Origin of the sequence: Dyella telluris (assembly GCF_014297575.1) — a bacterium.
In the GTDB taxonomy this organism is placed as follows: domain Bacteria; phylum Pseudomonadota; class Gammaproteobacteria; order Xanthomonadales; family Rhodanobacteraceae; genus Dyella; species Dyella telluris.
The window spans coordinates 1,745,115-1,759,252 of sequence record NZ_CP060412.1; the positions used below are offsets into that span (position 1 = coordinate 1,745,115).

13 protein-coding genes are annotated in these 14,138 nt (G+C 66.2%); 6 read left to right on the plus strand and 7 right to left on the minus strand.

All coding sequences use genetic code 11. The features are described 5' to 3' along the window. Positions 1-200 precede the first annotated feature (200 nt). Positions 201-1,400: a murein hydrolase activator EnvC family protein gene (locus tag H8F01_RS07950; protein WP_187058457.1), complete on the plus strand. Its 1,200-nt coding sequence runs from the start codon at positions 201-203 to the stop codon at positions 1,398-1,400. A 142-nt stretch (positions 1,401-1,542) separates the two neighbouring features. Beyond that, positions 1,543-2,919 carry a S41 family peptidase gene (locus tag H8F01_RS07955; RefSeq protein ID WP_187058458.1) on the plus strand — a complete coding sequence of 459 codons (1,377 nt, stop codon included), beginning with the start codon at positions 1,543-1,545 and terminating at the stop codon, positions 2,917-2,919. Positions 2,920-4,208: 1,289 nt separating this feature from the next. On the opposite strand, the gene H8F01_RS07960 is transcribed toward H8F01_RS07955, so the two are convergent. From H8F01_RS07960 to H8F01_RS07980, 5 genes are all read right to left on the minus strand, one after another. Further along, the gene (locus H8F01_RS07960; RefSeq protein WP_187058459.1) at positions 4,209-4,685 is read right to left on the minus strand and encodes a cupin domain-containing protein; all 477 of its coding nucleotides are present in this window, start codon (positions 4,683-4,685) and stop codon (positions 4,209-4,211) included. Continuing rightward, positions 4,682-5,446 (minus strand): twin-arginine translocase subunit TatC, encoded by a 765-nt coding sequence (gene tatC, locus H8F01_RS07965; protein ID WP_187058460.1) that lies wholly within the window; start codon positions 5,444-5,446, stop codon positions 4,682-4,684. Before tatC ends, H8F01_RS07960 begins: the two co-directional genes overlap by 4 nt. Further along, on the minus strand, positions 5,433-5,825 hold the full coding sequence (gene tatB / locus H8F01_RS07970; RefSeq protein WP_187058461.1) for a Sec-independent protein translocase protein TatB: 393 nt from the start codon (positions 5,823-5,825) through the stop codon (positions 5,433-5,435). The genes tatC and tatB overlap by 14 nt, the downstream gene beginning before the upstream one ends. Before the next feature lie 15 nt (positions 5,826-5,840). Next, positions 5,841-6,068, minus strand: a complete 228-nt coding sequence (tatA, locus tag H8F01_RS07975; RefSeq protein ID WP_187058462.1) for a Sec-independent protein translocase subunit TatA — start codon at positions 6,066-6,068, stop codon at positions 5,841-5,843. Between the two features lie 66 nt (positions 6,069-6,134). After that, entirely contained in the window at positions 6,135-6,824 is a 690-nt protein-coding gene (locus H8F01_RS07980) for a lipid-binding SYLF domain-containing protein (RefSeq protein WP_187058463.1), read from the minus strand. Positions 6,825-6,933: 109 nt separating this feature from the next. On the opposite strand from H8F01_RS07980, the gene hemH reads away from it, so the two are divergent. The 4 genes from hemH to H8F01_RS08000 all read left to right on the plus strand — a co-directional run bounded on the left by hemH (position 6,934) and on the right by H8F01_RS08000 (position 11,641). After that, complete coding sequence (gene hemH, locus H8F01_RS07985) at positions 6,934-7,998, plus strand: ferrochelatase (RefSeq protein ID WP_187058464.1); 1,065 nt, start codon at positions 6,934-6,936, stop codon at positions 7,996-7,998. Beyond that, positions 7,995-8,852: an alpha/beta fold hydrolase gene (locus tag H8F01_RS07990; protein WP_187058465.1), complete on the plus strand. Its 858-nt coding sequence runs from the start codon at positions 7,995-7,997 to the stop codon at positions 8,850-8,852. The genes hemH and H8F01_RS07990 overlap by 4 nt, the downstream gene beginning before the upstream one ends. A 44-nt stretch (positions 8,853-8,896) precedes the next feature. Beyond that, positions 8,897-9,694 (plus strand): helix-turn-helix transcriptional regulator, encoded by a 798-nt coding sequence (locus tag H8F01_RS07995; protein ID WP_187058466.1) that lies wholly within the window; start codon positions 8,897-8,899, stop codon positions 9,692-9,694. 72 nt (positions 9,695-9,766) lie between these two features. Beyond that, positions 9,767-11,641 (plus strand): aspartyl protease family protein, encoded by a 1,875-nt coding sequence (locus H8F01_RS08000; RefSeq protein WP_187058467.1) that lies wholly within the window; start codon positions 9,767-9,769, stop codon positions 11,639-11,641. Between the two features lie 92 nt (positions 11,642-11,733). Here H8F01_RS08000 and H8F01_RS08005 read toward each other — a convergent pair whose 3' ends face one another. Together H8F01_RS08005 and H8F01_RS08010 are read right to left on the minus strand one after the other, a co-directional pair. Next, positions 11,734-12,189: an REP-associated tyrosine transposase gene (locus H8F01_RS08005; protein WP_187058468.1), complete on the minus strand. Its 456-nt coding sequence runs from the start codon at positions 12,187-12,189 to the stop codon at positions 11,734-11,736. A 98-nt stretch (positions 12,190-12,287) separates the two neighbouring features. Then, on the minus strand, positions 12,288-13,991 hold the full coding sequence (locus H8F01_RS08010; RefSeq protein WP_187058469.1) for a dipeptidyl-peptidase 3 family protein: 1,704 nt from the start codon (positions 13,989-13,991) through the stop codon (positions 12,288-12,290). Positions 13,992-14,138: the final 147 nt, after the last annotated feature.

The following is a 14,138-nucleotide window of genomic DNA, read 5'->3' on the forward strand; positions in this document are numbered from 1 at the left end:
GGCAGCATCTCGTGCGTGATCTGCAACTCATTCCCGCCACGCGATAAACCCGAGGCGCGAACCGGTTCCGCCATGCAGGCAGGGCCGCGCGATGCATACCAGTCATCGCACTGGTGTTGCGATGATCGGCGCCTGACCGGACACAGCGCGCGGCGGCGGCCGGCTCGCGCGCCGTCATCAGCCTCTGTGATAATCGGCCGATGCCAATACCACTCCGTCGTGCCCGCCCCCTCGCCTGCGCCGCCATCAGCGCACTCGCCCTTGTCGTCGCGGCCCAGCCCGCGTGGGCGCTGCAGGACAGCAAGACCAAGGCCGAGCAGGCCGAGGCCCAGAAGAAGCTGTCGGACGTGCGCAGCAAGATGGAGGCTCTGGCCAAGGAGCAGGCCGACACCGCCGCCAAGCGTGACAGCGCCACCACCGAGCTGGCCAAGCAGGCCAACGCCGTGGCCAGCGCCGCCAGGGCGGTGCGCGAGACGGATACCCAGCTCGCCGCCAAGCAGAAGCAGCTGGCCGACCTTCAGGACGAGCGCACCGAGCTGCAGAAGAACCTGGAAGGCCAGCGTGCCGCCATCGCCGAGCTGCTGAGGGCCACGTATGCCCTGGGCCAGGGCTCGGACCTGCGCCTGCTGATGGGCGACGACGACATTGCCCGCATCGCCCAGGCGCTGGCCTATTCCAAGTATTTCCAGGAAGACCGCGTGGCCCGCGTGCAGAAGCTGATGGGTGACCTGGCCCGCCTGCAGGACCTGGAAACCCAGATCACCGCCGAGCAGCAGGCCCTGCAGACGGTTCGCGCCCAGCGCGAGACCCAGTCCAAGGCGCTGGAGCAGCAGCGCGCCGCCCAGGCCAGGCTGGTGGCCGACGCCGATGCCCAGTACAAGGACCAGGGCAGCCGCCTGGCCGCCCTCAAGCAGAACGAGGCCTCGCTGAACTCGCTGGTCGCCACGTTGCAGAAGGCCATCGACGAGGCCGCCCGCGAAGCCGAACGCGCCGCCAAGGCCAGCGAGGGCAAGGCTGCGCCGCCGGCCGGCAAGGGCCTGGCCAACATCCGCGGCAGCCTGCCCTGGCCCGCCCCCGGCGTGGTCAATACCTACGGCAACGGCGTGCTGATCAAGGCCCCGGGCGGAAGCGAGGTCAAGGCCGTGTCGTCAGGACGGGTGGTCTACGCCGCCTTCCTGCGTGGCTACGGCATGCTGGTCATCGTCAGCCACGGCGGTGGCTGGATGAGCATGTACGGGAACAACGAGACCATCCTGCACGGCGTGGGCGACCAGGTCAGCGCCGGCGAAGCCGTCGGCACCGCCAGTGCCCCCACCGGCACCAACACCGGCGTGTATTTCGAGCTGCGCCAGAACAATCAGCCGGTGGACCCGCGCACGTGGTTGTCCAGGAAGGGCTAAGCGGACATTGACGCCGCCTGCGCGGCGTCGCACGCTAACCTTCTTGTAGCGCATTGAATTTTCGCAATATCCGGCGGTCAAAGCGGCCATGCGACGCGGCCGCCGGCCACCCCCTAACACGCTTTACCGGAGTCTCCCATCCATGCGGCTTTCCACCTTGAGCCTGGCCGTCCTGCTGCTGGCGGCGCCCATGGCGCAGGCGCAGACCGCGCCAGCCAGCACCCACGGCGCCAAGCCATCGGCCGGTAGCGCGCCCGCTGCGGCCTCGTCCGTGCCCGACCAGGTGGACCTGGACGACGTGCGCAACTTCAGCCGCGTGTACGAGATCGTCCGCCAGGCCTACGTGGAGCCGGTGGACAACAAGACCCTGATGAAAGCCGCCATCAGCGGCATGCTCACCGGCCTGGACCCGCACAGCGAGTACCTGGACAAGGACGGCCTGGCTGAACTGAACGAGGACACCACCGGCCAGTACGGCGGCCTCGGTATCGAAGTGCTGCAGGTGGACGGCACGCTGCGCATCATCGCCCCCATCGACGACACCCCCGCCTCGCGCGCCGGCATCAAGCCGGGCGACACCATCGTGAAGATCGACGGCAAGACGGTGGAGCCGGAGGACATCGACGACATGTTCAAGGCGCTGCGCGGCGACCCGGGCAGCAAGGTCACGCTGACCATCCTGCACGAGAAGAGTGACAAGCCCATCGACATGCCGCTGGTGCGCGAGAAGATCTCCGTGACCAGCGTGAAGACGCGCGAGCTCGAACCGGGCTATGCCTATATCCGCATCAGCCAGTTCCAGGACGATACCGCGCCGGATCTGGAGAAGAAGCTCGGCGAGCTGATCCGCAAGAACGGCGCGCAGAAGGGTGCCGTGCTGGACCTGCGCTCCAACCCGGGCGGCCTGCTTACCGCCGCCGTGGGGGTGAGCGATGACTTCCTCAACGCCGGCACCATCGTCACCACACGCGGCCGCCTGCAGGATTCCAACCTCAGCTTCGAAGCCCATCCCGGCGACCTGCTCAACGGCGCCCCGATGGTGGTACTGGTGGACAACGGCACCGCATCGGCGGCGGAGATCGTCTCCGGTGCGCTGAAGGACAACCGCCGCGCGCTGATCGTCGGCCGCCGCACCTTCGGCAAGGGCGTGGTGCAGACCGTGCTGCCGCTGGACAGCGACCACGCGGTGAAGATCACCACCGCGCGCTACTACACGCCCAACGGCACCTCCATCCAGGCCGAAGGCATCAAGCCGGACATCGCCCTGGCCGACCTCGCGGTGAACAAGGCCGACAGCGCCCCCAGCCTGGTCAGCTCCGAAGCCGACCTGCCCAATCACCTTGCCAATGAAGACGGCACGTCGAAGGGCAAGGACATCGACAACGATGGCAGCGCAGAGAACGCCAAGCTCGCCACGCAGGACTATGCGTTGTCGCAGGCGCTGAATGTGTTGAAGGGGCTGGCGCTGAATCGCGCGCCGTATGGCCCGGCGGCGGCACCGGCTCCGACCAAGCACTGATCGGCCGGCGAAGGCTTGCCGCATTTGCTCCCTCTCCTTTTCGGGGAGAGGGTTGGGGTGAGGGGTGGGTGCTCGCGGGAACGTTTCGACAGCGTCATCCCGGCGCAGGCCGGGATCTAGGTTCCGTAGTGGTCGGCAATCGCCCCAGCGTTTCATTCTTTTGACCGTCATCCCAGCGAAAGCTGGAGGCGCTTTTCAACCGCCGTAGGGCGGGTCATCCAGTGCCTTTGCTCTGCGCCTTCGGTAGTCATGCCGGCGCCAGGTTGCCGCTTACGCAGCGGAGGCGTTTCGACCTCCTGCCGGAGGCCGAGTCACTTTTCTTTTGCTGGCCCAAAAGAAAAGTAACCCAAAGAAAATGGCCTTAAAGGCTGGCAGCATGCCGGTGGGATAAGCCCGAGCGGCTGAGGAACGCTGTTGCTTGGCAACCTCCGCCTCTACACAGCGGGTACTTCCAAGCGCTTCGCAACGCGCCAAAGCGAAGAGGACTTAACGCGGAGCGTCGTGCCGCGAAGCGGCACATCCTTCCTTGCCCCTAGGTGGTTCACGTTGAACATCACCTATGGCTCGTCCTCTCCCGTTCGGGAGAGGACTGGGGTGAGCACTGAGGCGAGAAAGAAACGGGCTTCACACGGTGCGAGACACCCCTGTAGGAGCGCACCTTGTGCGCGACCGCAGCGCCATGTCGATACCGCTCCGTCAGGTGGTCGCGCACAAGTGCGCTCCTACAGACAAGCCAAGCCGGCAAGCCATACGCCGTCGCACCATGCGACGCGATGTGCAGCGCAGCTGCACGAGCCGTCCGCTTTTGACCTACCCCTCCCCTTGAGCGGCGGTGAGGGGCGGACGACAGGCCCGCAGGGGGATCGGCAAGGATGCCGATCCCTTTTCGACAGGACAGGGACGTCCTGTCGAAAAGCCCGGCCGTCCCTCACGCACTGGCCGGCTTCACCGGCCAGCGCCGCGATGGGGGTGCCTTTTCTTTTGGTTACTTTTGACGCGAAGCTAATCCCCGTGGGACTTTGGGCAAGCAAAGAAAAGTGACCCGGCCTCCGGCAGGAGGTCGGAACGCCCGCTGCGCAAGCGGCCAGGTCGCGTTAGCGCCAACCCCGAAGGCCAAGAACAAAGTCACTGGCCCCCGGCCCTTGCTCCCCTTTTATGGCGTTCGCAGAGGTGACGGCTCGTTTGAGGTGGCGCGGCTAGGTTGCCCCCTCACCCCAGCCCTATCCCCAGCAGGCACTGGGAATCAGGCGCTAAGCGTGTCTCTCAACCCCTCAGCGCACAAATAAAACTCAAAAACTGATCTCCGGCACCAACCCCGCCAGATGCGCCGCCAGCGGATCATCCTGCGCCAGCAACTCGAACCCCTCGTACTGGAACCCCGGCGCCACCAGGCACGTCGCCAGCGCATACGCGCCCAGCGGCCGTGCCGCCTGCCATGCACCGGCCGGCACCACCGATACCGCCTGCATGCCATCGGTCAACGGCCCCAGGGTGCAACGATCCAGCCGGTTCGTCACCGGGTTGTAGATCAGCAGCTCCAGCGGTTCGCCTTCGACGAAATGCCAGGCTTCCTCGGCGTCCACGCGATGCCAGCTGCTGCATTCGTCCGCTTCCAGCAGGTAATGGATGGCGGTCATGGCGTGACGCGCGCCCACATGCTCCGCGCCTTTGGACGGATGGAAACGGTGATAGTGACCACCTTCGACATGCGGCTGCAGCCGCAGCGAGGTTTTCAGTTCCTCGATGCGGGCCGCCGTGTCGTTCATGCCGTGGTCTCGGTCTTGGCCGGATGCAGCAGCCAGCGCACCGCCAGCACGCCCAGCTCATAGAGCAGGCACATGGGTATGGCGAGCATGATCATCGAGGTGATGTCGGGCGGTGTGATGAAGGCTGCGATGGCGAAGGCACCGACGACGGCGTAACGGCGGCCGTCGCGCAGCTGCTGCAGGTTCACCACGCCAATGGCCGCCAGGATCACCACCGCCACCGGCACTTCGAAGCACAGGCCGAAGGCGAAGAACATCAGCATCACGAAGTCGAGGTAATGCGTGATGTCGGTCATCATTTCCACGCCCTCCGGCGTCACCGCCGTGAGGAAGCGGAACGCCGCAGGCAGCACCAGGAAATAGGCGAAGGCGCAGCCGACATAGAACAGGAACAGCGCCGCCACCAGCAAGGGGCGGGCCAGGCGTTTCTCGTTGCGGTACAGGCCGGGGCTCACGAAGGCCCACAGCTGGTACACGATCATCGGCATGCTGATGAGCAAGGCCACGTAGAACGCCAGCTTGAGCGGTGTCACGAACGGGCTCGCCACTTCGGTGGCAATGAGGTGCGCGCCCTGCGGAAGGCGCGCCACCAGCGGCGCCGCCAGTTCCGCATACAGGCGGTTGGCGAACGGCATCAGCGCGCCCAGCACCAGCAGCACGGTGACGATGGCGCGCATCAGCCGCGACCGCAGCTCGATCAGGTGCGAAAACAGACCCTGTTCCAGGTCGGACTCGGGGCCGTCGAGCTCAGGCGCCGCCATGCGGAGCTTCCTTGGTCGAAGTGGCGTCGGCCGTAGCGGTTTCGGCGGTGGCAGTTTCGGCGGTGGCCGGGGCCTCCGCTACCGGCTCCACGGCGGGCGACGGGCTGGAGGGCACCCCGCTGGGGCGCATCTTGCGCAGCGTCTCGTCCAGCTCGGCCTGGGCGGCCTCCGCTCGCGCGGCAGCCTCCTTGGCCTGCTTGCGGATCTCCTCGACCTGCAGCTCCCGCTCCACTTCCGCCCGCACGCTGTCCCAGCCGGTGCGGATGCGGCGCATGAAGACGCCCGCGGTACGCGCGGCGTGCGGCAGCTTTTCCGGGCCGAGCACAATCAGCGCGATAAGCGCGAGCAATACCAGCTTGCCGAAGCTGATCTCGATCATGCCAATGAACCCGAGTTACTTCTGCTCGGTTTCGTGCTGGCTCTGGTTCTGGGCGTTGCCAGCCGGCGGATCGGCGCGCAGGCGCTCGTTCGGATCGCTGGATTTGTTGGCTTCGTCGCCGTCCAGACCCTTTTTGAAGTCGCGCACGGCGCCGCCAAGGTCGGAACCGATGTTGCGCAGCTTCTTGGTGCCGAAGATCAGCACGACAACGACCAGCAGGATGAGTAGATGGGTGATGCTCATGAAATCAGGCCTCAGGGATGAAAGTGGCGGAACGAAAACGTAACGCTGCCGCGCCGCCGCTCCACATCATCGCTGAGTGTACTCCTCAAGGCGATCCCTGAAATCGACCACCTGGGCAGGAACATTGCTTACCCCACCCTCGAAGATCCGGCGCGGGGTGATGCCCTTGCCGTAAATGGCCTCGTTGGCGTCGTAATCGATGCGCAGGGCGGAGCCGTCCAGCGCCACGCCGGCGAACAGGCCGCGGGAGCGGGAGTAGGAGTAGATCTCGGCCTTGAAGTTGCTGTCGGTGGAGGCCTGGGCGGTACGTCCCACCGGACCGGCCGCGGCCGCGGCATCGGCGCCGATGGTGAACTTGCCATTGACGATCTCATCCACGCCGCGCTGGGTACGGAATACCAGGATCACGTCGGTGGACGAGGCGCCGGCCTGGAAACCCACGCTGCCGCCGGTCATGGTGACGAAGCTGGGGTTGGACCAGGTGCCGTCCGGGCCCTTGACCGAAATCACGCCCTCGCCACGGCGGCCGCCGAAGACGAAGCCCACCTTGAGCAGGTCAGGGATCACGGCGATGGCTTTGGCTTCCTTCAGCAGGTCGGTCGGGATCGACTTGTCCGGCGCCTGCATGATGTCGTTGAGCACGCGCACGGAGTTCTGGGCGCGCACCAGCGGCGGATCCTCCGCGTGGGCGGCCATGGCCGGTACCAGCAGGACCAGGGCTGCGAGCAGCAGACGATGCAGCGACGTTTTGATCATGACGACTCCTGTGCAGATGATTCGGTGTGGCAGCCTGCGGCGATCCTCGCCACGGCGCCGGTGACGCCTTGTGGCAGACTTTGGGGCGGTAACTTACGTCAGCGCCACGATGCCACGCAGCCATGACTATACCGGCGTTGCCGGTTCATCCAGAGACCAGCCTGTTCAGGCTGCAGTGCTGTTGGTGAACCTCGGCACACCGGAAGCACCCACGGCACAGGCCGTGCGGCCGTATCTCGCCGAGTTCCTGGGCGATCACCGCGTGATCGATTACCCGCGCTGGCTGTGGTGGCTGATCCTGCATGGCGTGATCCTGCGCGTGCGTCCGGCGCGCTCCGCGCATGCTTACCAGCGCATCTGGACGCCCCAGGGCTCGCCCCTGCGCGTGGGCAGCGAGGCGCTCGCGGCGCGACTGCAGCAGAAACTGTCGGAAGCGTGCGCCGAACCGGTACGTGTGGCACTGGCGATGCGCTATGGCCAGCCCTCGGTGCCCGCGCAGATCGCGCAGTTGCAGCGCGAAGGCGTAAGGCGACTGCTGGTGCTGCCGCTGTATCCGCAGTATTCGGCCACCTCGACCGGCTCGGTGATCGATGCCGTGGCCCAGGCGATGCAGTCGCTGCGCTGGCCGCCGGAACTGCGCCTGATCAACGACTATCACGACGATGCCGGGCATATCGACGCGCTGGCGCGCAGCATCGAGCAATGGTGGGCCACGAATGGCCGCGGCGAAAAGCTGCTGCTGTCATTCCATGGCATCCCCTCGCGCTATGTGCGCGAAGGCGATCCGTACCTGGAGCAGTGCCAGGCCACCACCGAGGCCTTGCGCCAGCGGCTGGGCCTGGATGAAACCCAGCTGCTGATGAGCTTCCAGTCCCGCGTGGGTCGCGAGCAGTGGCTGCAGCCGTACACCGATGCCACCGTGCGCGAACTCGCCACGCAGGGCGTGCGAAGGCTGGACGTGGCCTGCCCCGGCTTCGCCGTGGACTGCCTGGAAACGCTGGAAGAAATCGCCATGCAGAACCACGACTTCTTCCGCGAGGCCGGTGGCGAAACGTTGCGCTATATCCCCGCGCTCAACGACACGCCGGAACAGGTCGACAGCCTTGCCGCGCTGGTGATGCGCCAGGCCGGCGGCTGGGCCGAGTTTCGTCCGCACGCCGGCGTTACACCATGAACGCCCCCGTCGAACGCGAGGTGCGCCTGCCGCACCTGCGCCTGCGTGCCCAGGTGTGGGGTGACCAGGCCGCACCGCCACTGCTGACGCTGCACGGCTGGCTGGATAATGCCGGCAGCTATGCACGCCTGGCGCCCCTGCTGGCCGAACGCTGGCAGGTGATTGCGCTGGAACTGCCGGGCCACGGCCATTCCGACCACCTGCCGCCAGGCGCGCATTACCACTTCGTGGAATACGTGCGCTCGGTGCTGGAAGCCATCGACGCGCTGGCGCTGGAGCGCTTTCATCTGATGGGCCACTCGCTGGGCGCGGGCATCGCGTCGCTGGTTGCCGCAGCGAAGCCCGAACGCATCGACCGGCTGCTGCTGATCGAAGGCCTGGGCCCTATCGCGGATGACGGCCACCACACCCTGCGCCAGTTCCGCGACGCCATGGCGAGCACCGCCACCGGGCGCTCGCTGCGCGCCTTCCCGTCCGTGGACATGGCGATCAGTGCGCGCACCATGGCCAGCGGCCTGCCCGCCGATCAGGCGCGACCCATCGTGGAACGCGGGCTGCGCCAGACCGAACATGGCTGGCACTGGCGCAGCGATGCGCGGGTCAACCGCCCCTCCTCCATCCGGCTGGCGGAAACGCAGGTGCGCGCGCTGCTGCGCGGCATCGAAGCGCCCACCGCCTTGCTGCTGGCGCAGCCGGACACGCCGTACCTGCCTGGCACGCGCATGCGCGAGCGGGCGGCCTGCGTGAGCGACATTGCGGTGACGCCCATGGAAGGCGGCCATCACCTGCAACTGGAACACCCCCAGGCCGTGGCCGACTGGGCCCACGCGCATCTGGATGGCCGGAAGGCCTGACCGACGGCACATGCCCCCGCGCGCAGGCGGCCTAGACTGACCCCATGCAGCACCTCCAGCGCAGCAACTACGGCCAGCCCGAGCAGCTCAGGCAACTGGGTGGCCTGCTGATTTCCGCGACGCCTTATGCAGGCGACAGCGCGCTGCCCTGGCATGAGCACGACGAGGCGTACCTGTGCCTGGTCGCTGCGGGCGGCTACACCCAGCATTCGGGCAACGGCGACATCGACTGCCGGCCGGGCCTGCTGCTGTCGCATCCACAGGGACATCGTCACGCCAATCGCTTCAGTCCATCGGGCGCGCGCTGCATCAGCATGCATCTGGGCGACACCGCGGGCGCGGGTGTCACGCGCTTGCTGAGTGAGCACCGGCAACTGCGCCTGCCTGAGGGCGACCGCCTGCTCGCCCGTATCGAGCGCGAGCTTCGCGCCACGGACGATGCCGCACCGCTGGCGCTGCATGCCGCCGTGCTGGAACTGGTGGCGCTGGCCTGTCGCGCTGACGATGAGCGGCGCCCGGCATGGCTGCAGCGCGTGCTCGATCGCCTGCATGACGATCCACTGGCTACGCCCTCGCTACATGAACTGGCAGCGCTCGCCGGCGTGCATCCTTCGCACCTGGCGCGCAGTTTCCAGCGCGCCAAGGGCACATCGGTGGGTGAATACCAGCGCGGCCTGCGCATCGCGCTGGCGCGCAAGGCGCTGACCGAAACGCATGACTCCATCGCCGACGTGGCCGCGCTCGCTGGCTTCACCGACCAGAGCCATTTCGCCCGCGTGTTCCGACGCATGACCGGCGAGACCCCGCGTGACTACCGGCACAGAGCGCAAACGGCGTGCTGATACGCCACGCGCGTCCTAGACCCGGCACGTGCACCCATCGACCATAGCCACACCCGATCAAGGAGTGTCGCCATGTCGTATCCCGCCAGCCCCCTGCTTGCCCTGCTGCTCGCCGCCTGCCTGGGCCAGGCACTGGCCACGCCTGCGGGCGATGGCAACGCGGTGCTGGACACCATGCGCCAGGCCCACGGCGCCGCGCGCTGGAACGACGTGGCGGGCCTGCAGGCCACCGGCAAGGAAGACGGCGACGGGCTGTCGGGGCCGTGGCAGACCGCCGTGGACCTGCGCAACGGCCAATACATCGCCCGCATGCGCAACGACGTGTTCGGCGCGGCCCAGGGCATCGATGCGCAGGGGCAGTGGCGCGAAGACATCACCGGCATGGTGCATCCGCTCGATTCGGACGAAGCCCGCGCGGTGGGCGTGACCGAAGGCTGGCTGCGCCGCTTCGGTTACCTCGATTCGCAGGCAGCCGTTACCTACCACCGGCTGCCCGATGCACAGGACGGCGGCCACATCTACCAGCGCATCGAGACCACGCCGCCGGGCGGGCGCACCGTGACGCTGTGGATCGACGGAACCACTCACCTGGTGGATCGCGCGATCTATGCCACCTCGTTTCTCGTCGCCACCGAACGCTACGCCGACTATCGCAAGGTCGACGGCCTCACGCTGCCCTTCCGCATCACCAGCGCGCGCGCCAACCTGGCCGGCAACAGCGACGGCGAAAGCGTGGACACGGTGGAGCAATACCGCCTGCTCACCCGTGCGCCCAGCGCTGCGCTGCAACGCCCGGAGGGCAAGGTGCTCGACGTGAGCATGGCCAACCAGGCCCACGACGCAACGACCACGCTGCGCGTGGAAGGCGGCATCGTGATGGTCGACGTGAGCATCGATGGCCGGCCGCCGATGCCCTTCATCCTCGATACCGGCGGCCACGCCATCCTCACCGTCGATGCGGCGAAAAAGATGGGTTTCCAGACGCAGGGGCAAGGCGTCAGCGGAGGATCGGGCTCGGGCACCATGAGCACCTCGTACACCAGGGTGCACGACACCGCGCTGGGCGATGCGCACATCCGCGACCTCACCTACACCGTGCTGCCCTATCCCTTCAGCTTCTACGACCGCGGCGACGGCGCACCGATCGCCGGCATCCTGGGGCTGGAGATGTTCGAGCGCTTCGCCATCACCTTCGACTACGACCATCACCAGTTGCGGCTGCAGCCATACGATCAAGGCGAGGCACCGCCCGCCATGAAGGGCGATGCCGTGACATTGCGCTTCACCGATGACATGCCCCTGGCGCAGGCCAGCCAGGATGGTCACGCCGGCATGTTCGGCATCGACACCGGCAATGCCGGCTACCTGCTCACTTTCCCGCAATGGGCCGCGCGCAACGGCATCGCCAGGCGCTACGAAGCGGGCCTGCCCATTCCCACCGGCGGCGTCGGCGGCCTGTTCACCGCACACGTCGCGCACGCCAGAGCGTTCACCCTGGGCTCGCAGACCCTGGACAACGTGGCCGCCATGCTCACGCGTACCGATGCCGGCGCCACCGGCAACCCCAGCGAAGCCGGCAACATCGGCCAGGACATCCTGGCGCGCTACAACGTCCACTTCGACTATCGCCGCCAGCAGATGGTGCTGATGCCACGGGCCCAGCCGCCCGTGTGGCACTACGGCATGGCAGGCTTTCGGGCCGAGAAGCACCAGGAGCACCCGGATCGCTTCAACGTCATCAACGTCATGCCCGGCAGCCCCGCGCAGGATGCGGGACTCAAGCAGGGCGACGCCATTGTCGCGGTGAACGGCAAGCCTGCCCGCACGCTGGGATTCGGCCAGCTGCGCGACCTGAGCAGCCATCTGCCCGAAGGTACGCCACTGGTGCTGAAACTGGCCGATGGGCGGGAAGTAACGATGGCGATGAGGGATATGGCGCCGAAGTGAGGCAAGGCCCATCAACTGTAGGAGCGCACCCTGTGCGCGACCGCGCCCTGATCACCGCCCAGTTAGCCGGTTGTCGCGCACAGGGTGCGCTCCTACAACCAGGCGCTGTTCCAATAGGGATAGTCGAGCACGTTGTCCACGAGACCGGAGCGCAAGGGGTTCGCGACGATGTAACGCGCTGCGCGGCGCTCATCCTCATCGCAACGAAGCGCCCGATCATGGAACCCACGTGCCCAGACCAAGCCTGTCTGACCACAGTGCAACTGCTTGGCAGTCCTTGCCTTGAAGCGGTTCATGACAAGGGCCAGCGAGTCACTTTCACCCAAACGTATCAGTCCATGCCAATGATCCGGCATCAGCACCCAGCAGAGAAGTTCGGCATCACCCCAACTTAGTGGATCGTGGATGCATCGACTCGTTGCGCGCGCGATGTCCAAGTTCTTGAACACCGGTCTGCGAAATGCCGCAACGGCCGTCAATAGATAGGTATGGTTCGGCAGGGAGACCCTGCCTTTCCGTAATGCATGATGCCCCGATATCTGTCGCATAGCCTGAACTTCGCACCGTTCGGACATGCAAAACACCGGCGCATCGCGCAAGCACCTGTAGGAGCGCACCGCGCACAGCTGGCGTGCGCGCCGTGCCCTCAGGGCTTGCGCAACCCCAACACATCCAGCCCCTGCTCGAAGGTGATGTCCACCGGGATCTTCGCCTGATCCAGCCGCTTCAGGTCGCCGGCCAGGGTGGCATCCACGTTGCCCATGCTGTCGGTGAGTTTCTTCGCGGCGTCGTAGTCGCCGTCGCCCTGGATGGTGAGCAGTTTGGCGGACAGTGCGTTCATGGCCGCTGTCATCTTGTCGAAGTCCACGCGATAGCGGCCGGTGGTTGAATCACGGGTGAAGGCGCCCTGCTGCTGGAAGAAGTTGAAGCGCACCATGTTGGCCTTGGCATGCGCGTCGCTTGCACCGAAGCGCACCGAGCGCAGGATGCCGGCAAGGAAGGTGACGTAGTTGTCCATCAGCTTCGACTTGTCGAGCTCGCCCTTGTCGGCCAGCTTGGAGACCATGTACAGGCCAAGGATGTCGGCCTTGCCTTCCTCGAAACTGGAGGCCTGGTCCTTCAGCGCCGTGCGCACCATGCCCTTGCCGTCCAGCGTGTTCTTGATGCCCAGGCCATGCGCCACTTCGTGGAACATGGTGTTCTCGAAGAAAGCGTCGAAAGTCAGGTGCGATTGCTGGTCGTCGGCAATCAGCTCCTTCGCGATGGGCAGCATGATCTTGTCGAACTTCGCCTGCATCACGTTTTCCAGCTGCAGGCGGCGCGTGCCCTTCTTCAGCTGCACTTCCTCGTCGTTGGGCAGGTTGATGGCGATGGTCTTGGCGCCGACGTTGGCATCACCCGCGTAGTACACGGCGAAGTAGGCGTTGAGGTCGGCGTCGCTACCGGGCTTTTCGGCCTTGTACTTGTCGTCCACCGGCAGTTCGCGCTGCAGCTCGGGCAGGTACTTGGCAAAGCGCGCGAGCTTCGCGCTCCACGCCTGATCCTTCACCAGCACGTAGCTCTCGTAGCTGGCCTTGTAGCCGTAGAGCTGGTCTTCATAGGTTTCGATCGGGCCGATGACAATGTCGACGGGATTGTTCTTCATCGACATCCAGGCGAAATCGCTGGGGCGATAGTCGTCACTGAGCAGCGCATCGGCGCGCTTCTTCAGGTAACCCGCGAATTCCTTGTCGGCCGAGAGATCGGCCGCCTGACGCAGCAGTCCGGCGGCTCGTTCCAGATCGGACTTGTAGGCTTCGTGGTAGGGGACGGTCACCAGCTTGTTCTGCGCATCGCGGCGCAGCAGGGTGTAGAGACCGGTCTTGTCCTTGAGGTCGGCCTTGTCGAACTCGTCCTTGGTCATGTCGGCCGGATAGAACTGGGCGCCCGCCGGGCGCGGACCCACGCCGGCGACAAACGGCTGGTCGTTGTCCAGGCGATCCCACGGGCCGTAGTTGATCTCGGCGAAACGACGGGTGACGTCATCGGGGATGCGCGCCATCAGTGCGGCCTTGTCGCCCCAGGACTGCTGCCAGTAGATGTCGTTGGTGACGTCGGCCGCCTCGATCAGCAGCGCAATCATCTGCTTCTGCTTGTCGTCGAAGCTGGACAGGTCGGCGCTGAGCTTGACCGACGCGTAGTTCGCCATGCGCTGTGTGGCGATGTCGGCATCCGTCGACGGCGGCGGCACGGCGGGTGCGGTGCTGGCCGGCGCCTGGGAAGCGCCCTGTTCGGCAGGTGCGTTGTTGTCGTGCGAGCTGCAGCCGGCCAGGACGGCGAAAAGACTCAGGGCAAGGAGATGGCGGCGCATGGGGCTTTCTCGATGACGGAAAACGACATGGTACCGCGAGGCGTCACAGGCTCGCCTGGACTCGGCCTTCCGTCGTTCCGGCCTACGCCGGAACGACGGCCGGTGGAGATCTCGCAAGGGCGGCTCCTCCTCTCCATGAGAAGAAGC